The organism is Siccibacter colletis (assembly GCF_000696575.1).
GTDB classification, from domain to species: domain Bacteria; phylum Pseudomonadota; class Gammaproteobacteria; order Enterobacterales; family Enterobacteriaceae; genus Siccibacter; species Siccibacter colletis.
This window is the reverse complement of sequence record NZ_JMSQ01000001.1, coordinates 261913-282252: the sequence shown is the minus strand read 5'-3', so window position 1 is coordinate 282252 and position 20340 is coordinate 261913. Positions and strand designations below refer to the sequence as shown.

Annotated in this window: 23 protein-coding genes and 1 tRNA gene; 20 read left to right on the top strand and 4 right to left on the bottom strand. The window is 52.3% G+C overall.

From position 1 onward, the window contains the following. Positions 1-9: 9 nt before the first annotated feature. From ET34_RS0101260 to ET34_RS0101185, 16 genes are all read left to right on the top strand, one after another. Positions 10-309, top strand: a complete 300-nt coding sequence (locus ET34_RS0101260; protein ID WP_031518804.1) for a phage holin family protein — start codon at positions 10-12, stop codon at positions 307-309. After that, the gene (locus tag ET34_RS0101255; RefSeq protein ID WP_031518803.1) at positions 299-640 is read left to right on the top strand and encodes a M15 family metallopeptidase; all 342 of its coding nucleotides are present in this window, start codon (positions 299-301) and stop codon (positions 638-640) included. Before ET34_RS0101260 ends, ET34_RS0101255 begins: the two co-directional genes overlap by 11 nt. After that, complete coding sequence (locus ET34_RS0101250; protein WP_031518801.1) at positions 640-999, top strand: hypothetical protein; 360 nt, start codon at positions 640-642, stop codon at positions 997-999. The genes ET34_RS0101255 and ET34_RS0101250 overlap by 1 nt, the downstream gene beginning before the upstream one ends. A gap of 119 nt (positions 1000-1118) precedes the next feature. Continuing rightward, entirely contained in the window at positions 1119-1376 is a 258-nt protein-coding gene (locus ET34_RS0101240) for a putative phage tail assembly chaperone (RefSeq protein WP_031518799.1), read from the top strand. 17 nt (positions 1377-1393) lie between these two features. Continuing rightward, a complete protein-coding gene (locus ET34_RS23150) occupies positions 1394-1564 on the top strand; it encodes a DUF6890 family protein (protein ID WP_413783758.1) in 171 nt (56 codons plus the stop codon). Beyond that, positions 1564-3450 carry a phage tail tape measure protein gene (locus tag ET34_RS0101230; RefSeq protein ID WP_031518798.1) on the top strand — a complete coding sequence of 629 codons (1887 nt, stop codon included), beginning with the start codon at positions 1564-1566 and terminating at the stop codon, positions 3448-3450. The genes ET34_RS23150 and ET34_RS0101230 overlap by 1 nt, the downstream gene beginning before the upstream one ends. Continuing rightward, positions 3447-3776, top strand: coding sequence for a DUF2590 family protein (locus ET34_RS0101225; protein WP_031518796.1), 330 nt, complete (start codon positions 3447-3449; stop codon positions 3774-3776). The genes ET34_RS0101230 and ET34_RS0101225 overlap by 4 nt, the downstream gene beginning before the upstream one ends. Beyond that, positions 3773-4957 (top strand): baseplate J/gp47 family protein, encoded by a 1185-nt coding sequence (locus tag ET34_RS0101220; RefSeq protein WP_031518794.1) that lies wholly within the window; start codon positions 3773-3775, stop codon positions 4955-4957. The genes ET34_RS0101225 and ET34_RS0101220 overlap by 4 nt, the downstream gene beginning before the upstream one ends. Next, positions 4950-5543, top strand: a complete 594-nt coding sequence (locus tag ET34_RS0101215; protein ID WP_031518792.1) for a hypothetical protein — start codon at positions 4950-4952, stop codon at positions 5541-5543. Before ET34_RS0101220 ends, ET34_RS0101215 begins: the two co-directional genes overlap by 8 nt. A 2-nt stretch (positions 5544-5545) precedes the next feature. Next, positions 5546-7066: a phage tail-collar fiber domain-containing protein gene (locus ET34_RS0101210; RefSeq protein WP_031518791.1), complete on the top strand. Its 1521-nt coding sequence runs from the start codon at positions 5546-5548 to the stop codon at positions 7064-7066. Beyond that, positions 7066-7653: a tail fiber assembly protein gene (locus tag ET34_RS0101205; RefSeq protein ID WP_031518789.1), complete on the top strand. Its 588-nt coding sequence runs from the start codon at positions 7066-7068 to the stop codon at positions 7651-7653. The genes ET34_RS0101210 and ET34_RS0101205 overlap by 1 nt, the downstream gene beginning before the upstream one ends. Beyond that, the gene (locus ET34_RS0101200; RefSeq protein WP_031518787.1) at positions 7643-8362 is read left to right on the top strand and encodes a hypothetical protein; all 720 of its coding nucleotides are present in this window, start codon (positions 7643-7645) and stop codon (positions 8360-8362) included. The genes ET34_RS0101205 and ET34_RS0101200 overlap by 11 nt, the downstream gene beginning before the upstream one ends. Beyond that, positions 8334-8873: a baseplate complex protein gene (locus ET34_RS0101195; protein ID WP_031518785.1), complete on the top strand. Its 540-nt coding sequence runs from the start codon at positions 8334-8336 to the stop codon at positions 8871-8873. The genes ET34_RS0101200 and ET34_RS0101195 overlap by 29 nt, the downstream gene beginning before the upstream one ends. A gap of 2 nt (positions 8874-8875) precedes the next feature. Continuing rightward, positions 8876-10573, top strand: coding sequence for a hypothetical protein (locus ET34_RS0101190; RefSeq protein WP_031518783.1), 1698 nt, complete (start codon positions 8876-8878; stop codon positions 10571-10573). A 732-nt stretch (positions 10574-11305) separates the two neighbouring features. Next, positions 11306-11875, top strand: a complete 570-nt coding sequence (locus ET34_RS21365) for a DUF4760 domain-containing protein (RefSeq protein WP_160165442.1) — start codon at positions 11306-11308, stop codon at positions 11873-11875. Positions 11876-12100: 225 nt separating this feature from the next. Continuing rightward, a complete protein-coding gene (locus tag ET34_RS0101185) occupies positions 12101-12412 on the top strand; it encodes a hypothetical protein (protein WP_031518782.1) in 312 nt (103 codons plus the stop codon). A gap of 170 nt (positions 12413-12582) precedes the next feature. Here ET34_RS0101185 and ET34_RS0101180 read toward each other — a convergent pair whose 3' ends face one another. Both ET34_RS0101180 and ET34_RS0101175 read right to left on the bottom strand, forming a co-directional pair. Next, on the bottom strand, positions 12583-13380 hold the full coding sequence (locus ET34_RS0101180; RefSeq protein WP_152548332.1) for a hypothetical protein: 798 nt from the start codon (positions 13378-13380) through the stop codon (positions 12583-12585). A 340-nt stretch (positions 13381-13720) separates the two neighbouring features. Continuing rightward, a tRNA-Ile gene (locus ET34_RS0101175) sits at positions 13721-13796 on the bottom strand. Between the two features lie 126 nt (positions 13797-13922). On the opposite strand from ET34_RS0101175, the gene mug reads away from it, so the two are divergent. The 4 genes from mug (at position 13923) to ET34_RS0101155 (ending at position 16286) form a co-directional block, all read left to right on the top strand. Continuing rightward, positions 13923-14429, top strand: coding sequence for a G/U mismatch-specific DNA glycosylase (mug, locus tag ET34_RS0101170; protein ID WP_031518778.1), 507 nt, complete (start codon positions 13923-13925; stop codon positions 14427-14429). A 197-nt stretch (positions 14430-14626) separates the two neighbouring features. After that, positions 14627-15130 carry a hypothetical protein gene (locus ET34_RS0101165; protein ID WP_152548331.1) on the top strand — a complete coding sequence of 168 codons (504 nt, stop codon included), beginning with the start codon at positions 14627-14629 and terminating at the stop codon, positions 15128-15130. A 50-nt stretch (positions 15131-15180) separates the two neighbouring features. Further along, a complete protein-coding gene (locus ET34_RS0101160; RefSeq protein ID WP_031518775.1) occupies positions 15181-15786 on the top strand; it encodes a hypothetical protein in 606 nt (201 codons plus the stop codon). Positions 15787-15827: 41 nt separating this feature from the next. Further along, on the top strand, positions 15828-16286 hold the full coding sequence (locus tag ET34_RS0101155; RefSeq protein ID WP_031518773.1) for a hypothetical protein: 459 nt from the start codon (positions 15828-15830) through the stop codon (positions 16284-16286). A gap of 66 nt (positions 16287-16352) precedes the next feature. On the opposite strand, the gene rpoD is transcribed toward ET34_RS0101155, so the two are convergent. Further along, entirely contained in the window at positions 16353-18197 is a 1845-nt protein-coding gene (gene rpoD / locus ET34_RS0101150) for an RNA polymerase sigma factor RpoD (protein WP_031518771.1), read from the bottom strand. A 304-nt stretch (positions 18198-18501) separates the two neighbouring features. Further along, on the bottom strand, positions 18502-20247 hold the full coding sequence (gene dnaG, locus ET34_RS0101145) for a DNA primase (RefSeq protein ID WP_031518768.1): 1746 nt from the start codon (positions 20245-20247) through the stop codon (positions 18502-18504). Positions 20248-20340 lie beyond the last annotated feature (93 nt).

Sequence of the window (20340 nt, the reverse complement as noted above, 5' to 3'; positions counted from 1 at the left end):
GGATTACAGATGCAGGAACATGAAAAGAGTCTTTACACGCTACTGGCCATCGGCGCGCTGATTGCCATCGGTAAGTTACTGGCTGGCAACGATCCTATTACGGTTCGTCTGTTCTTAAGCCGCCTTATCCTGGGAAGTCTGGTTTCGGTAGTGGCAGGCGCGGTACTGCTGCAAATTCCGAATGCCAGCCCGCTGGCCATCAACGGGCTGGGAACAGCGCTGGCGATCGGGGGGTATCAGGCTATTGAAATCTGGATAAGGCGAAAAGCCCAGGGCAACGCGCAGAAGGAAGAAAAGCATGACGCTTAGCGAAAAGCAGCAGCTGTTCACCATTATGGTGGCGAATCTTATTCACTGGGCTGAGGAAAAAGGTTACCGCCTGACCTTTGGTGAGGCATACCGCACACCGGAACAGGCGGCGCTGAATGCAAAGAAGGGCAGCGGCATAACTAACAGCCTGCATACACAGCGCCTGGCCGTGGATTTTAATCTGTTCCTCAACGGTGAGTACCAGACCGCAAGTGAGGCGTATCTGCCTTTAGGTGAATACTGGGAATCGCTGGGCGGCGCATGGGGCGGGCGTTTCAAATCACGTCCTGACGGCAATCACTTCAGCCTTGAGCATAACGGGGTGCGCTGATGAGCAGGGGCGCATGGTTCTGCGTGATAGCGATAGTGCTGGCGTTTATGGCGGGCTGGAAGGGCGCGACATGGCAGCGTGACAGTATCGATCTCGCCGCGCAGAAAGCCGCTGCCGCCACCGGCGTTAAATTCCAGGTGATGGCCAGCACGTCGGCGCGTGAACTTGAAAGCAAGCTGGAAGCGCTGAAGGCAAGCCAGCCAAAAGAGATCAGGTATGAAATCGTCAAGCCTGTTTTTACTAACGTTTGTGTGTCTGATGAGTTTGTGCGGTTGTTCAACGCCGCCTCAGCCAGCGCCGAACGTACCCTTTCAGGAAAACCTGAAAACAAAATGCCCGGCGCAGCTGCCGCGCATTAACGGCACTACCGGGGCGTTCGTCGCCGGTGCGCTGCTGGATTACCAGATTCTTTATTCTGAATGCGCTGCACGACATAACGCGCTCGCAGATGAAATTAATAAACGAGAGAGTATTTATCATGGAAAAAATTAAACTGGTTGTTGCTGGTACTGAACTTGTATTTGAACCAAATCAGACCGCCTATAATAAATTCATTAATGAAATGTCGATGGATAATAAAGTTGCGCCAGCAACAAATTATCTGAATCGTATTGTGGCATCAGAAAGTAAAGAAGCACTGGTGGGAATTATTTCCCGTCCGGGTGCTGCGTTGCAGATTGTCGGCAAGGTAAACGAGATTTATGCGCCTGAACTGGAAATCGAAGTAAAAAACTAACGCAACGAGTCCAAGCGATAGAATCAAATGGACTCGCGCAATATTTAATTTTACGTCGCCATTACTTGCCCATCGGGGAAGATAATATTGATGATATTGCCGCAGCTGTCTGGCTGGATAACCGCTACTGGGAAAATATGACCATTGCGGTGGCCAACGGTATTGGCACCGCGTTCAAAGGTTCCTGATGAAGCAGCTGGATTTTACATTAAGCCTCGTTGACAAATTAACGCGCCCGATTAAACAGGCGCAAAAATCGGTTACGGCGTTTGCAGACAATTCAAGGGAAGCTTTCAGGCGTATTGGCACGGGCGCGCTGGCAATGTGGGGCGTGGCTGAAACGGTAAAAGGTGCGCTGTCACCGGCAATTGAAATGTACGACGCACTTAATGAGGCATCGGCCCGGGGCATTGATGACACCTCGTTAAAGTCGGTGCGGCGTGATGCCATGCTGTTCAGTACCACTTACGGAGCCAGCGCGGTGGATTTTGTTAATTCCACGGCAGATATAAACGGTGCGATCGCCGGACTGACGTCAACGGAGCTGCCAAAGGTAACAAAGGTCGCCAATACGCTGGCGTTTGCCCTTAAAACTACCACGGCCGAAACCTCCGAGTTCATGGGGCAGATGTTCGCCAACTTCCAGTCTGATGCGGAGCGCCTGGGTAAAGTTCAGTTTGCCGAACAGCTGGCCGGTAAGGCCACGTATATGCGCCAGCAGTTTGGTGCTGAGATGGGAAAAATCAAAGACCTGATGGAAGGTGCGCGTGGTGTCGGCACAAACTTTAACATCGGGCTTGATGAACAGCTGGCAGTGCTGGGACAGCTGAGCCGCACCTTGGGCAGTGAAGCAAGCGGCGCATATGAAGGCTTTATGACCGGCGCTATTGCCGGTGCGAAAAAGCTGGGCCTGTCTTTTGAGGACGCAAACGGCAGTATTCTTTCCATGCCTGAAATGCTGCAAAAACTTCAGGGCAAATACGGCAAGAGTCTGGAAGGAAACCTGAAGGCACAGCAAGAGCTTGATGATGCCTTTGGCGACAGTTCCGCTGTGGTGAAGCAGCTTTACGGCAACGTTGCCCTGCTGCAACGCAATATCACGGAGCTGGGCGGGTCTGACGGGCTGAAGCGCACCCAGGAAATGGCCGCGAAGATGGTCAAGCCGTGGGATCGCTTTGTGGCCATCATCAAGGCTGTTCAGACCGTGATTGGGCTGACGTTGATCCCGGTACTTTATCCGCTACTGAACCGACTGGCCGATATGGGGGCGACGTTTGCACGCTGGATGCAGATATTCCCCAACATTGCCCGCGCGGTGGGATATGTCGTACTGGCTGTGCTGAGTTTTGCCGCCGTGGGTGCGGGGCTGAATATCATCATGGGAATATCTACTTTCGTGTTCGCCGGATGGGGGATTGTACTGGGCGCGCTGCGCGGGGTGTTGATGGCCGTTCGTACCGCAGCCATGCTCGCCGCTATCGGCGTAAACCTTATGTCATGGCCGGTGCTGCTGATCATCGCCGCCATTGCCCTGCTGATTGCCGGTTGTTATTTGCTGGTCAGGCACTGGGATGCCATTAAAGCAGCGGTAATGAACACCCAGGCGTTTCAGGTAGTGGCGCAGGCCGTTGAATGGGTCGCGGGTGTTTTCAGTCAGGCATGGGAATTTATTTCACAGGGCTGGAATGGATTTATTACGCTGCTTACCGGTTTTTCTCCTGTAAAAGCCCTGGGCGGAATGGTCAAGGGGATGATAGGTATATTCGATAATATCTGGAATACCATTAAGGGCAGTTTCAGCAAGTCATGGAAATGGATTGTAGGACACCTTAATAAAATTCCCGGTGTGAATATCGATGCGGGCGGGAATAAAGGCGATGTACCTGTAACACAAAATACCTTATCAACCGGTGGGAAATTAACGGCCATTGATAAGGGCGGCATCGGGAAAAGTATCACCAGTAACGCGAATAACGTAACCGACAAAAGCCAGAGGATTGGCACTCTGAATATTAATACGCAGCAGCCGTTAACACCTGGGCAGCTTGCTGAATGGCAGGAATTACACGCATGAGCGACTTGCTTTATATCGACCTGCTTATTGAAGGGCGTAGTTTTGTGCTTAATCCCGGTAATGAACCTGTGCTGTGCAACAACAGCCAGAGCATCGGGCAGGACATTATTCACGCCATATTAGAAAGCGGGCTTGCTACAGAATTAGTGGCAGAGCGTAGCCCGACGATGCGGGCAGACATTTTAACCCGGCTGGAATTACTGATTGAAAGTGATGAACGTATTGAGCCGGGAACGGTGGTTATTTCTGAAGAAAGCCTGAAGCGGCTATGGATAACCGCCGGGACATGGGACTTTGGAGGCGTATCGGCGCGGGTGGATTTATGACAGAGAAACCGCAGGTAGATTTTGAAGACGTGGTGAAACAGTCCGGCATGCCGGTAACCGCTGATGCATTACGAGCGCGGTTTAATAACATCGTCGCTGAAGAAGGAATTATCACCAACACATCCCGCATGTCACCGTTCTGGCGGCTTATCACGGCCATTGTTACCACGCCGGTGCTGTGGCTCAAGGATGTGATGGTAAATACCGTGCTGGCGAATATGTTTGTAGCAACTGCCTCCGGGCAGCTGCTTCGCCTGCTCGCCTGGGCGGTCAACGTAACGGCGAAACCTGCCAGCGCGGCGCAGGGTGTGATCAGATTCTATAAATCTGATGTGGCTGCTGTGGTGACGGTAAAGGCTGGCACGCAGATCCAGACCGCGAGGGTTAACGGCGTCGTGTACGAGCTGACGACCCCGGAAGATTTTACCATTCCGGCAGGCGAGGCCAGCGCGCTGATCCCGGTACGAGCCGTTGCCAGTGGTGGGGCGTATAACCTTGCGCCCGGCTACTACGCCATCCTGCCGGTAGCAGTGGCGGGTATCTCTCATGCCGTCAACGAAGAAGACTGGCTGACCTCGCCGGGCGCAGATGAGGAAAGCGATGATGAGCTGCGCGAGCGCTGCCGCAACCAGTTCAATCTGGTAGGTAATTACCACACCGACGCGGTGTATCGCTCAATGATTGCCGGTGTGGCCGGGCTGAGTATCGATCGTATCTTTTTTGAACATGATGCCCCGCGCGGCCCCGGTACGGCGAATGCCTTTCTGCTACTTGATACCGGTGTTACTTCTGAGCCGTTTATTGCCGCTGTAAATGATTACATCACAACGAAAGGCCACCACGGCCACGGCGATGATATGCAGTGTTTCGCCATGCCTGAAACCCTTCACGATCTTGCCGTCACGGTGTATGTGAAGAATCTGGCGAACCTCACCAGCGATGAGCGCAGCACGCTGAAAACCGGTGTGGAAAACCTCATCCGCTGCGCCTTTCGCGAGAACGCCGATTACGACGTGGGAAAAACGTGGCCGTATACCCGTTTCAGCTTCTCGATGCTGGGCCGTGAAATTCACCAGGCGTTTGCACAAGTGGACTCGCTGGCCTTTTCCCTGCCGGACATCATCAGTGAGCTGAATGTGGCCCGGCTGAAGTCATTAACCGTGAGTGTCGAAAATGCCTGATTTCCTGAAAAAACTGGCCGGACTGGTGCTGCCGTTCTGGATGGATAACGGCGAACCCAAAAAACTTCTGAATGCCGCCCGGAAATTCTGGCGTGACGTTTACGGCTGGATCACATGGCCTGCCAGCCAGCTTGATCCGCTGACCTGTGCTGAACCGCTGCTGCACCTCATCGCGTATGACCGCGACATTACCCGGTTTGACGGTGAGCCGCTGGCTTTGTTTCGCAAGCGGGTGGCGTATGCCTTTGTTAACGCGGCTGATGCCGGTTCAGTTGCCGGTTTCATAGCAATCTTTGAGCGCCTGGGAATTGGTTATGTTGAGCTGCTGGAGCGTCAGCCCGGCATCGACTGGGACGTAATTCTGGTTCGCGTGACAGACAGCCAGGTTGCAGAAAATACCCAGCTGATGATTCAGATAGTCCGGCAGTACGGCAGGACGTGCCGCCGGTATCAGTTTGAAGTTATCACCTCTGACCGCCTGGCGATGCGTGCCGGCTGGGATCAGGGTGAGTACGTGTGTTATCCGGCCCGACTGGCCGAAACAGAAAGCGGCAGCGTGACGTTCAGCGCCAGCCTCCAGGAGTAGATATGTCACAGACTGCGATTACCTTCGCTTTCGAACAGTGGAAAGCCAGCCAGAGTCTCAGTAATGAGCCGGTTACGCTGGATGAGTTTGTTTTTGCCCTGGTGCCGGGTCTGGACCCATCCGCGCCCATTAGTCGCGATGAAACTATCCCGAGCGGGGCGCAGATTGTTCACCGGCAGGCAGTGTCGCGGAGCGGCATCGTTAACGAAAATGCCGTTGCATACTCTGTGGTGCTTGGGGCGGATGTGGGCGATTTTTCGTTTAACTGGGTTGGACTGGTTAACAAGGCCAGCGGTGTACTGGCGATGGTTGTTCATGCCCCGGAGCAGCAGAAGCTGAAAACAGCATCAGGGCAGCAGGGAAATGTGCTTACCCGCTCTTTTTTACTTGAGTTCAACGGTGCAGCAGCGGAGACGGCAATCAATACCCCGGCAGAAACGTGGCAGATTGATTTCACTGCCCGCATGACGGGTATGGATGAGCGCCAGCGTACTGAGAATATGGATATTTACGGCCCGGCTGCGTTTATCGGGGATGGCTATCTTGTCAGGAAAAGCGGCACCCAGTATAGCGTGACAAAAGGCGCGGGCTACGTCGCCGGACTGCGTGCGCAGCTGGCTGCCGATCTGAAAATTGCGGCACCCGCCAAAGCAGTTAAGGTCTGGCTGGATGTGTGCTGGCGTGGCGCGCTCACCAGCGCCTGGGCGGTTCAGAGCAAAATCACCGTAGCTGATACCCTGGAAAATTATGTTCAGGGTGGTGAGCAACATTTTGTGTTTGCGGTAGCCAGTATCGACGCCAGCGGAAAAATTACGGATCTGCGGCCTAAGGGTAGCCTCAGCGATCAGCAGTCAGTCAGCGACTATCTGCGAAAAGACGCGAACCTGAATGACGTAGGCGACAAAGCCCTGGCGCGCCAGAATCTTGGACTCAGTGAACTTGCCGTGCAGGGTGTAAATGACGTCCTGCCCGTGGGTGTACCGGTGCCGTGGCCAACAGATGTGGCCCCGCCGAAATGGGCGGTAATGCAGGGTCAGAGTTTTGATAAAAGCGTTTATCCGTTACTGGCCACGGCATACCCGGATGGTGTGATCCCCGACATGCGCGGCCAGACCGTCAAGGGGCGGCCGGACGGACGCAAAGTGCTGAGTGCTGAAGCCGATGGCAACAAATCACACACACATACCGCCACCGCAGCCAGTACCGATCTTGGGACGAAAACAACGTCGTCTTTCGATTACGGCACGAAATCAACCAATAACACCGGGGCGCATACACACAGATATACCGACAGGACGGGGAGCAGCAGGGGAGCGGGGACACTTGGGAGCGGTTATCACAGTGGCTCCAATAACGCTACAACGACCAGTGCAGGCGCTCATGCGCACACCGTTGCTATCGGCGCGCATACCCATTCTGTGGCAATCGGTGCGCACACGCACGCCATTACCGTTGCGGCAGCAGGTAACGCAGAAACCACCGTTAAAAACATTGCATTCAACTACATCGTGAGACTCGCATAATGACCTTCAAAATGGCGAATAAGCCCCGCACTATCACTGTTTTCAATCTGCGGGCTGATACAAAAGAATTTATCGGGGAAGGGGATGCCTATATTCAGCCTTTCACCGGTCTGCCAGCGCACTGCACCACTGTTTCACCACCTGCGGCTAAGCGCGGTTTTGTGGCGATTTTTGACGACGCAGAGCAGGCCTGGTCAGAACATGAAGACCATCGCGGCACAGTCGTATATGACGTTTCCAGCGGGCAGGAAATTTACATCACTGAACCCGGCCCGCTTCCCCCCGGCACAACCGGTATCGCCCCCGGCGGTGCGTTTGAAAAATGGGACGGCAGTGCCTGGATTAAAGACGACATGGCCGAGCGTCAGGCGCTTGTTGAATCAGCCGAAAACCAGAAGGCGGAAATGCTCAAAGTGGCAAATGACACCATCGCACCGTTACAGGATGCGGTAGAGCTGGATATGGCCACGGATGAAGAAATTGCGCTGCTTGGGGAAATGAAAAAATATCGCGTTCTGCTTAGCCGTGTTGATACCAGTAATGCGCCGGATATTGCCTGGCCTGTGGAGCCGGTGAATGTGGCGTGAAGCGAAACTGGCCTTGCCGGGAGAATTCCCGGCGCTCAACTGCTCGATGACGGCTGCTCATCCGTGGGTATACGGACTGGGCCAGCAAACTGATAACGGGGCATATCTTAGTCCGGCCAACGCCATTGCGTGGCTGGGTGAAAAGCTGGCAAGCGTAACCGGCAAGACGGACGTGGTGATCCTGCTGGCCACCGGGCAGACCCAGGACGAATTTTTATCACGCCTTGACCCGTTAACCGACGTCTTTCCAGTCCCGGCGTTTACGCAGGTAAGCCGCCTTGCCCGTTCGTCAGCAGAGCTTGCCACCGTGAAAATGCAGAAGCCCGCAAAGGTCGCAGGCGGGCCGGGGGCAACGCTTCCGCTTTCGGTTCCTACGGCGAGAGCCGTTAGCGCTGCGGCCGCTGTCGCAAAAGCGGGCCAGGCCAAAGCCATGAGTATGGATGACCTTAAAAAAAGCCTGACCGAATTTATTGAAAAGCGCGTCAGCCTGATGGCTGATATTGCCGCCGGTGCGGGCGACGTGTCCGCAAAGTCTGCGCGGGGCTGGGTATTTACCGGAAGCGGAAACGCTGCGGATATTCTCCGTCAGTTGATGAGCGGCATACCGGCCCGATCATCCGTCTACTGCGCCGCCATTATGCTGGCTGGCAAGGACTTAAGCGGTATCAGGAGCATTATCCATGACGACGACAGCAACGCTGGCGCTTAACGGCGAGGCCATCACGCTGAAAAACATGCGCGTGACAATAAGCCAGCAGTTCCCCGATAAAGACCAGTCAGGGCAGACCAGTGCGACGACGAAGGCGGAGCAGGGTGCCAAGGGCAAAGAGCTGCGCGTAAATGGCGAAATTCCGTTTAAAGATGCCGCCACCCTGACACGTATTTTTCAGCTGGCCAATGCCACCGATGCGGCCGGAAGGCGTGTCGTTTACCGCGTGGCCAATTCGGTAGCACGCGCAGTAAACCTTCGTGAAGCGACATTCAGCGGCACACTGGATGCGCCGCAACAGGACGGCCGCATGTCCTGGGCGGTAACGTTCACGCTGACTGAATATCTCAGCGTGCCTGAAAAGAAAGAGGCCGCCGCAAATGGTCGCAAAACCAGCAAGATGCAGACGGCCGCTGGCGCAGGCGGACAGGCAGCTGCCGGAGAGGATGCAGATAAAATGACATGGTTTGAGAAAAAAGTGCTGAAGCCCGTAAACGAGGCGCTGGGGTAACTATGAAGCCGATTAAACGCCTGTACCTTTCAGGTGATGAAGTTCATATGGCGGACGTGAATATGGTGCTTGAGCTGAGCGCCGCCGGGCGTGGATTTATCACCGCTGAAACGCAACAGGACTACACCGGCAAAGTGGTGCGCCTTGATATTGGATACGGCGATCACATGCTGCGATGGTTTACCGGCTACGTGGAGCGCTCACAGCCAGCCGGAAAAGGTTTCATGCGCCTTTTCGTCCGTGAAATGGTCGGGGTATTTGAAAAACTGTGGCCTTGCTCATTCCAGCATCCGACGCTTCGCGAGATTGCAGCCTGGCTGACTGAACAAAGCGGCCTGACCATAACAGTCCCTGACACTGCCTACAGTGATAAACCGGTGCCGCACTTCACGCATTCCGGCACGGGATTCCAGTTGCTGAATAATCTGGGCCGGGTTTTTGGTATCGCGGATTACGTCTGGTATCAGCTGCCGGACGGTTCTGTATTTGTGGGTGGTGCTGATAAGGCGCTGTTTGCCGGGCGTCCGGTTGATATTCCGCATGAGTTCAGCCAGGACACGTCCGGCGGCAACAGCATGACCATTCCTATGATCCAGACACTGCGGCCAGGCGTGGAAGTGAACGGTCAGCGCCTGACGAAGGTCAACCTGATTGCGGAAAACATGGCCATAACCTGGACGCCTCGCGATAAGGCTACCGGCGCGCCACTGCAAAAATCACCGGTACAGCGTCAGATTGAAAGCCACTACCCTGAGCTGGCCAGCGGGATGCACCTGCCAAAATTTGCCCGAGTGATTGCGCCCAGTGAGGCGGCCAGCAGCGGAAACTTCGCCGATCCGTTCCGCCCGCGCTATGCCGTTGATGTGCAGTTGCTCGACGCGGACGGCAACCCGGACAGCACGACGCCAGTTTATACCGCCGTGCCGCTGCCGGTGCCGATGGCAGGTAACGATTCGGGGATGTTCCAGTTTCCGCCAGAAGGCACGCTGGTAGAAGTGGGTTTTACCGGTGGCCGCCCCGATAAGCCATTTGTGCGCCAGACCGTACCGGATGGCACCAGCCTGCCGGATGTTAAGCCCGGCGAACAGCTGCAACAGCAGCGCGCTGAAGTTTCACAGCGCGTGACGCAGGCAGGGGACTGGGAACGCAAAACCGATCAGGCTATCCGCGAAACTTCCATGACCCGCAGTGTTACGGCAGATACTGAAACGCGGGAGATGGTGACGCGTGAAACCACGATTAAGGCTACGGATAAGACCACTGTGCTGGGAACGGCTACGCTGATGGCCGGAGCAATTCAGCAGCTGGTTACGGGCGATTACGCGCTGGCCACCGGTAAATATCTGGCCAGCGTACAGGGTGACGCTGAAACGGACATCGCGGGGCAACAGGCAACTACGGTGGCCGGTAACATCACCGTTGATACGCAGGGCGCGCTGACAGAAAAGATTGCAGCACTGCGTAAATCCGTTGCCAGTGGTGGTCAGCAGGTCATGGGGCCAACGGTACATATTGGTAATGAAAGCGTTAATGTTCTTGCCATGATGCTGGATACCATCGACTTGCTGGCACAGCTGGCGCAGCAGTGCGCGAGCCACAGCCACCCCAGCGTCAGCACACCTACCAATGCCAGCGCATTCAGCCAGACGGCTTCAGCTGCGCAGCAAACCAGAAGCAAGTATGAGAGCATCATCGCCTGACGATCACCCAGGCATTCACAACGCCCGCATATGCGGGCTTTTTTATACCCATCGTCAGGCTTCGTAGAACGTCGTCTGAGCGCCTTAAGCCTACCTACGCCCCCGTTCACTCAAGAAACAGATCACAGCCGCCTGGCTGCGCTGGCATAGCCACACGCCGACAAAATAAATGCGTCACAGACAAAAAAGGCACTACACCGCACCCGCCTGCACGTTTTGGATCACAAAAATTTTGCAGTTTTGTTTTTCTGCAAACCGGGCCGCCAGCCAGCGCCACTACTGGCGGCGTGCCGGGAATCACGAACTGAAAAGATTGAAAGAAATTTCACTGATTTTCAGTTTTCTAGATCCTGTATTCAATGCGCGCTATAATTAAGTGTTTGATATTAATCATCTAATGTAATTTTTCTTAAACATCCTAGCTAGATGAATTGCATTTGCTAAGCTTAGTAACAAGTTAGAAAGTGACGGGAACCAATAGCTTACTGTCACGGTACTTGGAGCAGTAACTGAAAACGGTTGTACAGCGCTTGTGGTTGTCACTTATGCAGTGTATAAAGGTCGTCCAAACAGATTTATGAGTAAAAAATGACTAACTGGAGGAGCAAAACTATGAAAACTTTCCGTGAAGAGGATTGGGGCTTATCCTAAGATGTTTCATTTTCTGAATTGACGAGAGGTGGGGATTTTCCCCGCCTTTTTTGTATTTTTAATCTAATGCAACTCATTGAAATGAATGAAATAATTTCTCATCTTTGGGACAGTAGCCCGACATTCTTCAGTAATGTTATTGCGGCGATAGTTGCTCTTATAGTGGCTGTGGTAACGATCAGAAAGAATCGCCAAACATCTCGCGAAAAGAACTCCTTAGATTTTGAAGCTTCTTATAAGAGAAGCGACAAAGTCGATGCTGCTTGGCAAGAAATACTAACTTTGTTAAAAAAAGATCCTAGAAAACAAAAAAAACCAATGAGTCATTGGGGATTGAACTCAGTCAGACAAACCAAAGAAGCTCGAGCTTTGATGACGGTCTTCAATGAATGGGAGCGTTGCGGAAATGCTATTAAACACGGGCTTTTCGATGAAGGCTTTTTGTACAAAGTGTATGCTTCCACTGTCATAAACCTCTATGTGGCTTGTAAACCGTACATAGAGGAACGACAAAAAGTTAATCCACGAATATATTCCAATTTTTGTTGGCTGGCTAACAGATGGATTATGAAACGACGTAATGAATGCCTCAAAAATGAGTGGAGATTGCCGTTTAATCTTCCGTTCCCCAAAGAAAAAGGCAGGCATTAGTTAGTAACAATATGCATCATTTTCAGATGGTAAGGTGATAAAATTTAAAAAAAAGGAGGTGTTAATTCGTCCTTTTTTTATTGTCTGAATTGACGGAGGGCAGAGCATAAAAAAACATAAGTGTGATCTTAACCATGTTTGGCTATGGTTTATGATGAAATAAAAAAATATAATAGCCCCGTTATATCAAGCCGTTAGTTTTCATTTATAAACAAGGGGTTTTATATGCCTAAAAGTTTTAGTCACCAAATCAGTAAGTTAAAAAAGAACCTTGAAGAGATTGGAAGCACAACGCAGTTAACATTTGGTGAAATGTTCAATCCTGAGTTCCTAAGCAAATGTTCATCATTTACTTCGGTTGAGGATCTATTCGAAAAGTCAGGTTTCCACGTTAAATCGGCTGAGGATTTTAAAGCCATTCCTAATGATGAATGGGAGAGCTTCATCGCGAAAAACACCTCTTATGAAAGCTGGTCAGACATGCAACGTGATGCCGCATCTAAGGCCATCAGCAAGCGATTAAAAAAAGGATTGTAACATCGTCGATGTGCGGCATGTATATTGTTTGCACTTAACCAACGGAGTGGACGCGAAGTGGCCATGAACAAAAAGAAAGGGCTACGCTTAAGCGTAACCCTTTCTTTTATTGGGTGAGATGGCTAGGGTTGAACTCGAGTCCGAAATTCCTGTATACATATCCTATTTTTTTATTCGCTTAGCTGTTGGGGAAGAGTAGGCATACGGCTCTTAAAACTGGTCTTTTCAGCTTCAAATAGACAGATGGAGTGGTCTTTTAATGATGCGCTAATCCCTTTTGAACCATATAGAGATAGTAAAACATATTGCTCTTTTGGATCGCTACTGCATGCGTTATTGTCCATCATAATCATTGCTTTTTCATCTTCAATAGCGTTTTTCCCAGTATGCCCACCTATGAAATAAATTATAGCCGGTAGTATGCAAATGGAAAAAGCTATAACAAAATATCTTTCAGCCTTCTCAAACCCTGAATCAACACAAAATATAATAAAGCCGGTCAGCACAAAAATGCCTGCTGCAAATATTATAAATACATTGAAATACATTCTTTCTTCAGTCGTAATAAACTTATAGATAATTAAAATCGTTATACCGACAGAAAGCAATGCTACAAAACCAAATTGGGAAGTGATCACATTTGAAAGCTTTCTTTTTTTTTGTTCTTGAGATTTTGGTTCCTCTGTTAGGTATATGTTTTCAATTTGTTTCATTAAATCATCAGTTTTTGAGTATCCATAGTTACTAACAAAATTCATTAGTAATTGTAATATAACTATGCCGATGGCTGATGATATAGGTATAATAAATGATTTGATTATATCAAGGGGCGACAGCAAGCTAAAAACAATTTGCAAATCAATTTTAAAGTTATACCAAAATCCACATATGTAAGTGAAGCCGCAAATAAATGTATAGGCAGTAAGTAAAAATGTTTTAGGTATATCAAGCAGAAATTTGTTGGACATTATAATGTATCCATCACTCTTAAAATTGTTAATTATCAAGTTAACAAAAGCCATTAGCGCAGCGAGTAAATTGCGTGGTAACGAGAAAAATTCCTTTACCTTACTTAACTATAAGCGACAGTGAATGCACATACAATGCATACATTTAAGTGCTAACTTGAAAAATTACATACGATGCCTTGCTCTTTGCCTTGTACATAGCGGGTTTTACTTAGGAAAAAAGCAAATGCTTTTGGGTTAAAATTCTTGGTCGGAGGACAAAAAGGGGGCAGAGGCAATACTAGAGCTATATGCCACATCAAGGATAATGGGGTAACGCCATGATTTTATTGTAAAAATTTGGTGGCCCCTGCTGGGTTTGAACCAGCGACCAAGCGATTATGAGTCGCCTGCTCTAACCACTGAGCTAAGGGGCCGTGGCGGGGGATTATAAAGTAACTGCTGGCCTCAATCCAGCCATTACGCGTCGGGTGCTGTTTTTCTAAGCAACCTGCGAACAAGGTTTTATACTTTAGGAATCCGTCAGTTATGAAAGGTTGCTAATGATACAAGATATTCTCGAACCGGGGCTGCGCGTGGTGTTCTGCGGCATCAATCCCGGAAAATCCTCGGCCCATACCGGTTACCACTTCGCCCATCCGGGCAATCGCTTCTGGAAAGTCATTCACCAGGCGGGCTTCACCGAGCGGCAGCTGAAGCCGGAGGAAGAGCGCGAGCTGCTGGATACTCGCTGCGGTATCACCATGCTGGTAGAGCGCCCGACGGTACAGGCAACGGAAGTTAAACTGCACGAGCTGCGTCAGGGTGGACGCGATCTGGTGAAAAAGATCGAAGATTACCAGCCTACGGCGCTGGCGATCCTCGGCAAACAAGCTTTCGAGCAGGCGTTCAGCCAGCGCGGGGCTAACTGGGGCAAACAGCAGATTTCTATCGGTGCGACCCAGGTCTGGGTACTGCCAAATCCCAGCGGCTTAAACCGTGCGCCGTTAGAGAAGCTGGTAGAGGCCTATCGCGAGCTGGATGAGGCATTAATGGTTCGCGGCATGTAATCACCCTTATCCCACCCGCGACGAGAGGCTCGGCTTCCGGCCTCTCGTTATTTTAAAATATATTATACACCCTTCTGTTAATCCCCTTTTTCGGGGGAACCCTTCCGCCGTGTCTAATTTATACGCGCAGGTTAATACTGATTCCACGGAATGACGTTGCACTTATTCAGTCGCAGAAATCACCGATGGAGGACAGTATGAATAATACAATGAGAAATGATGATCCTGACATGGATTATCCGTTGTTATTCTCCGGCTTACCCGCAATGCGTTCTGACAATGAAACCGAGCTGGTGCGATTTTGTGAATTACACCAGCGCTATGTTCTGGCGTCAATGCCCTGGGCGGCATCTGAGATCGCCGGCGTGTGCGGGTTCGCGACGCTGTTTCACCTGATGTATCGCCACGGCGGGCGAAAAATTTATATGCCCAAAGACGCTACCCGCTTTGGGAAGCTGTACGGCGTCAATATTACTGAGTTCGATTATCAGAAATTAGCAAAGCGCGCAGATACCTCTGGGCATATTGAGTTGCCATCTGCATGGGGCGTGTTTATTGCTATCCGCCGGGCCGCTATGCAAATGGCAATGCGGGAAAATGTGCCATCCCAGGAATTAACCCGCACCTTTGGGGTAAGTATGCGGAATATCCGTATGATCCGCTCGTCATCCGGGAAAATAAAAGGAGGTGAAGCCGTTTAAACGCAGGCCATATTATTTTACTACTCACTCATACTTTTAAGGAAATAATTATGTCTCAGAAATACACGCTTAATTTCCATAACAATACCCGTAATTACGGCAAGATCTGCGTTTACCAGACCGCGCCGGACGTTAACGATCCGCAGCTGATGTCGCTGGCCTGGTTTGCCGAACCTGCGCACCCGACCACCAGCGTGAAATTCAGCTGGACCATCGACTACGACTTTATCTGGGATGAGACCGGGCCGCTGGTGCCGGGCGTGGTGTTTGATGCCTCCCAGATCTGGCCGGCAGATTTGACAACCGCAAACCACATTGATTTTACGTCCGACCGCGACGCGCTGACCTTTGCCAACCAGCGCAGCGGCGTCAAAGCCGGCACGCTGTATGTGCACAACAGCAACACCGTGCCGTTTGATGTGGCATCGGTCGGCATCGCCATGTCCGGGGCCGGCACCTTTGCGCGTCCTGCTCAACCGAACCTGGCATTTAGCTTCACGCCGCATCCGGTGTACTGGGTGACCTTCGGCGATTATGAAGTGGGTGAGGTGCTGGACGTGGAAGCGATCACTAATGCGCAGAAGATCACCTTCAATCCCAATATCTATAACGTGGATGTGAGCCTGAATCTCGACAACACCTGGAGCGTGCGCTAACGCGCGGCCTGGCCCTGAATAATATTCACTGGAGAATGATTATGATCGTTATTGTCTGCACCGATGATAGCCAGCTTGAAGAGATTGCCCGCCACTCTATTCGTCATCATCCGCTGGTATTTGAGCGCAAGTTTAAGGTATTCCATAACGAATTACCGCGACTGCGCGAAGATGAAAATCTGTTTATTATTGCTCACGGCGCGTTTCAGGGTGATGAAGGCGAGCCGGTAATTGGCGATCAACGCGCGGCGTTTTATCTGGATGGCCGGGATTGCTACCACAATATCTATTCCATATTCCCTGATAACTATACCGGGGCGGTCTATGTGGATGCCTGCGAATCAGCCGATCACTCAGAAGATATGCCGAGCTTTATTAAAACTCTGCAGTATCAGTTTTATCGCAATGGTCAGGATATTCAGGTGTTGGGGATTAACGGCGTCAGTTCGGGATTAATTCCGCTGCCGGAAAATCCAAAGTGGCAGCCAGCGGAGCTGTAATGGCAGGGTAGTGGAAAATAAAAAGCCCCGAGCATGTCGGGGCTTTTTGCGCTTCAGCAGGAAAGATTAATCGTCCAGGAAGCTACGCAGAACTTCAGAGCGGCTCGGGTGACGCAGCTTACGCAGCGCCTTCGCTTCGATCTGACGGATACGCTCGCGGGTAACGTCGAACTGTTTGCCCACTTCTTCCAGCGTGTGGTCGGTGTTCATGTCGATCCCGAAACGCATACGCAGGACTTTCGCTTCGCGAGCGGTCAGGCCAGCCAGTACGTCGTGGGTGGCGGCACGCAGGCTCTCGGTGGTCGCAGAGTCCAGCGGCAGCTCGAGGGTAGTATCCTCGATGAAATCCCCCAGATGCGAATCTTCATCATCACCAATCGGTGTTTCCATGGAGATCGGCTCTTTGGCGATTTTCAGCACCTTACGGATTTTGTCTTCCGGCATCAGCATACGCTCGGCCAGCTCTTCCGGCGTCGGCTCGCGGCCCATCTCCTGCAGCATCTGGCGAGAAATACGGTTGAGTTTGTTGATGGTCTCAATCATATGCACCGGAATACGGATGGTGCGCGCCTGATCCGCGATAGAGCGGGTGATCGCCTGACGGATCCACCAGGTTGCATAGGTGGAGAACTTGTAACCGCGACGGTATTCGAACTTGTCCACCGCTTTCATCAGGCCGATGTTGCCTTCCTGAATCAGATCGAGGAACTGCAGACCACGGTTGGTGTATTTCTTGGCGATAGAAATAACCAGACGCAGGTTCGCTTCAACCATCTCTTTCTTCGCACGGCGGGCTTTCGCTTCACCGATAGACATGCGACGGTTGATATCTTTTACCTGCTCGATGGTCAGGCCGGTCTCTTCTTCAATCTGCTGCAGCTTCTGCAGGCCGCGATGCACGTCTTCGGAAACGTCGTTCAGTTTCTCAGACCACGGCTTGTTCATTGCGATAGCGGCGTTGAACCAGGTTTCGCTGGTTTCGTTGCCGGTGAACAGCGTGATGAAGTTTTTCTTCGGCATTTTGCACTGTTCAACGCACAGCTTCATGATCAGGCGTTCCTGAGTACGCACGCGATCCATCATGACGCGCATGCTGTTCACCAGGTAGTCGAACTGCTTCGGCACCAGGCGGAACTGCTTGAACACTTCAGACAGCTTCAGGATCTCTTCCTGCGCCTTCGCATGGCTGCGGCCTTTCGCCTTGATGGTGTCGCGCGTTACTTCGTACTGGGTACGCAGTTCGCCGAACTTCTCACGCGCCAGTTCCGGATCGATGCTGTTGTCGTCGTCGCTGTCGTCCGCGTCGTCGTCTTCATCTTCGTCTTCATCATCGTCCATCTCTTCGCTGGAAAGCTCAGAGCCGACGTGCGTGGCGGTGGGGGCGAGATCTTCTTCAGCGTTCGGGTCAACGAAGCCGGTGATGAGATCGGTCAGGCGTGCGTCGCCTGCTTCTACACGATCGTACTGTTCCAGCAGGTAGGTGATCGCTTCCGGATACTCGGCAACGGAGCACTGTACCTGGTTGATGCCATCTTCGATGCGTTTGGCGATGTCAATTTCGCCTTCGCGGGTCAGCAGTTCTACCGTACCCATTTCACGCATGTACATACGCACCGGATCGGTGGTGCGTCCGATTTCAGATTCCACGCTGGAGAGCACCTGGGCAGCCGCTTCTTCCGCATCTTCATCGGTGTTGTTCGAATTTTCAGCAAGCAACAGATCGTCGGCATCAGGTGCTTCTTCCATCACCTGGATGCCCATATCATTGATCATTTGGATGATGTCTTCGATCTGATCGGAGTCGACGATATCTTCCGGCAGATGGTCATTGACCTCAGCATAGGTCAGATAGCCTTGCTCCTTACCACGAGTGACGAGAAGCTTGAGCTGTGACTGCGGGTTTTGCTCCATAAGACGGTATCCACACTTAATTCATAAGGGTTGTGTTAGCAGGCGTCGCCGCCAACCATAACGTTTACCGTTCGTCGTTCGTATCAACCAATGCAAAAGCAGCACTGTGCATCCCCGTCGCTGTTTATTCAGGACCTGGCGGATGAATCACATGCTTCCTGCTGCGATACGAACACGTCTGGTAGTGCGGGCGCATTTAATTTAATGCCGCTGCCCGGCGGTGCGGCTGTCGGGTTCACCCGATCAATAATCGGCAATTAAGCCGCGGAATTCAGTGTCAGGTTCATAACCTGCTATGTAGATGTCATTTCTTTGCTCGCGCCAGCGTAATGATGCGGACCTCTTCGCGCTCTGCAGCGCTCAGCCCTTCGGTACGCGAGCGGGCAATCAGTTCACTCAGTCTCAGATCCAGCGCGGAATCGAACAGATGTTCCAGCGCGTCGGTGAACGTTTTCTCTGCGATGTCCTTATCTGCTATATCGTCCCACATCGAGAGTTTTTCAAGGGTCGCGGCTTCATTTGTTCCGCGATACTGCTCTAACAGCTGCCCGGTGGTAAGACCAGGCTGTGACAAACAAGTGTTGACCAATTCCCGGAATAAGCCAAGCCCGGGCAATTTCTCTGCATTCAGCCCGGAGAGGTCTGGCACCAGCGGCGCCAGCTCTGGATTTTGCAGCAGCAATCCGATCAGTATACGCATGGTTGTGCGTTTTAGCGCCGGAGCGGGACGTGAAGCAGAACTATCTGCCTTTTTCGGCATCAGCCGCTCAAGCTGGCCGTCATCCAGAATGCCCAGCTTGTTGCCCAGTTCCTGACGCAGGTAAATGCGCAGCGTCTCGCCGGGCACCTGATTCAGCAGCGGCAGCGCCAGCGTGCTGAGCTGCGCGCGCCCGTCCGGGGTGCTCAGATCCACCTGCGGCAGCAGGCTGTTAAACAGAAACGTGGAGAGCGGCTGCGCCTGCTCCATCCGCGCTTCAAATGCTGCTTTGCCCTCTTTACGCACCAGCGTATCGGGATCTTCCCCGTCCGGCAGGAACATAAAGCGCAGCTGGCGGCCGTCGGTCATATACGGCAGCGCGGTTTCCAGCGCGCGCCATGCGGCTTCGCGTCCGGCCCGGTCGCCGTCATAGCAGCACACCACGGTGTTGGTGACCCGGAACAGCAGCTGGATATGATCCGCCGTGGTCGAGGTGCCCAGCGAGGCGACCGCATAGTTAATGTCGTACTGCGCCAGCGCCACGACATCCATATAGCCTTCCACCACCAGCAGCCGCGGCGGTTCCGCCTGATTCAGCTGCGCTTCATACAGGCCGTACAGCTGGCGGCCCTTATGGAAAATGTCGGTTTCCGGGGAGTTCAGATACTTCGGCTGCCCGTCGCCCAGCACGCGTCCGCCAAAGCCGATAACCCGGCCCCGCTTGTCGCGGATAGGGAACATGACGCGTTCGCGAAAACGGTCATAGCTGCGGCCATTATCATTGGTGACCAGCATGCCGGCGGCTATCAGCGATTCACGGTTTTCCTGATTGCCGCCGAAGCGTTTTAATACGTTGTCCCAGCCCGGCGGCGCGTAGCCGATGGCGAAGCGTTCTATGACGTCGCGACTCAGGCCGCGCTTGTCGAGATACTGGCGGGCAGGCTCTGCCACCGGCTGCGTCAGCGACTGCTGATAAAACGCGTTCAGCCCGTCGAGCAGCTGATACAGGTTCTGGCGCTGGTGGCGTTCAATCTGGCTTGGGCCACTGCCGGCTTCATACGGCACTTCAAGGTTGTGCATCGCCGCCAGCTCTTCCACGCTTTCCACGAAGTCGAGCTTGTCGTACTCCATGAGAAAACTCAGGGCGTTTCCGTGCGCGCCGCAGCCAAAGCAGTGATAAAACTGTTTTTCACCGTTAACGGTGAAGGAGGGGGTTTTTTCATTATGGAAAGGACAACACGCGTGAAAATTCTTGCCCTGCTTCTTGAGCTTTACCCGTGCGTCGATCAGGTCGACGATATCGGTACGAGCCAGCAGGTCATTAATGAATACGCGTGGGATACGTCCAGCCATAAGCCCCGTTAGTAGCTTGTCTATCAGGCATAAGTCGAGTGGCAGGACGGCCGTGGGTGGACCCACAATCTGCAACTTGAATTATGAAAGATA

Bases quoted from the DNA above. Each gene is read 5' to 3' on its own strand.
- ET34_RS0101160 (WP_031518775.1), top strand. From the start codon at position 15,181: ATGTCTCAGAAATACACGCTTAATTTCCATAACAATACCCGTAATTAC.
- ET34_RS0101185 (WP_031518782.1), top strand. From the start codon at position 12,101: ATGCCTAAAAGTTTTAGTCACCAAATCAGTAAGTTAAAAAAGAACCTT.
- ET34_RS0101255 (WP_031518803.1), top strand. From the start codon at position 299: ATGACGCTTAGCGAAAAGCAGCAGCTGTTCACCATTATGGTGGCGAAT.
- ET34_RS0101210 (WP_031518791.1), top strand. From the start codon at position 5,546: ATGTCACAGACTGCGATTACCTTCGCTTTCGAACAGTGGAAAGCCAGC.
- ET34_RS0101155 (WP_031518773.1), top strand. From the start codon at position 15,828: ATGATCGTTATTGTCTGCACCGATGATAGCCAGCTTGAAGAGATTGCC.
- ET34_RS0101260 (WP_031518804.1), top strand. From the start codon at position 10: ATGCAGGAACATGAAAAGAGTCTTTACACGCTACTGGCCATCGGCGCG.
- ET34_RS21365 (WP_160165442.1), top strand. From the start codon at position 11,306: ATGAATGAAATAATTTCTCATCTTTGGGACAGTAGCCCGACATTCTTC.
- mug (WP_031518778.1), top strand. From the start codon at position 13,923: ATGATACAAGATATTCTCGAACCGGGGCTGCGCGTGGTGTTCTGCGGC.
- ET34_RS0101200 (WP_031518787.1), top strand. From the start codon at position 7,643: ATGTGGCGTGAAGCGAAACTGGCCTTGCCGGGAGAATTCCCGGCGCTC.
- ET34_RS0101205 (WP_031518789.1), top strand. From the start codon at position 7,066: ATGACCTTCAAAATGGCGAATAAGCCCCGCACTATCACTGTTTTCAAT.
- ET34_RS0101225 (WP_031518796.1), top strand. From the start codon at position 3,447: ATGAGCGACTTGCTTTATATCGACCTGCTTATTGAAGGGCGTAGTTTT.
- ET34_RS0101195 (WP_031518785.1), top strand. From the start codon at position 8,334: ATGACGACGACAGCAACGCTGGCGCTTAACGGCGAGGCCATCACGCTG.
- ET34_RS0101180 (WP_152548332.1), bottom strand. From the start codon at position 13,380: ATGTCCAACAAATTTCTGCTTGATATACCTAAAACATTTTTACTTACT.
- ET34_RS0101230 (WP_031518798.1), top strand. From the start codon at position 1,564: ATGAAGCAGCTGGATTTTACATTAAGCCTCGTTGACAAATTAACGCGC.
- ET34_RS0101240 (WP_031518799.1), top strand. From the start codon at position 1,119: ATGGAAAAAATTAAACTGGTTGTTGCTGGTACTGAACTTGTATTTGAA.
- ET34_RS0101250 (WP_031518801.1), top strand. From the start codon at position 640: ATGAGCAGGGGCGCATGGTTCTGCGTGATAGCGATAGTGCTGGCGTTT.
- rpoD (WP_031518771.1), bottom strand. From the start codon at position 18,197: ATGGAGCAAAACCCGCAGTCACAGCTCAAGCTTCTCGTCACTCGTGGT.
- ET34_RS0101215 (WP_031518792.1), top strand. From the start codon at position 4,950: ATGCCTGATTTCCTGAAAAAACTGGCCGGACTGGTGCTGCCGTTCTGG.
- ET34_RS0101165 (WP_152548331.1), top strand. From the start codon at position 14,627: ATGAATAATACAATGAGAAATGATGATCCTGACATGGATTATCCGTTG.
- ET34_RS0101190 (WP_031518783.1), top strand. From the start codon at position 8,876: ATGAAGCCGATTAAACGCCTGTACCTTTCAGGTGATGAAGTTCATATG.
- dnaG (WP_031518768.1), bottom strand. From the start codon at position 20,247: ATGGCTGGACGTATCCCACGCGTATTCATTAATGACCTGCTGGCTCGT.
- ET34_RS0101220 (WP_031518794.1), top strand. From the start codon at position 3,773: ATGACAGAGAAACCGCAGGTAGATTTTGAAGACGTGGTGAAACAGTCC.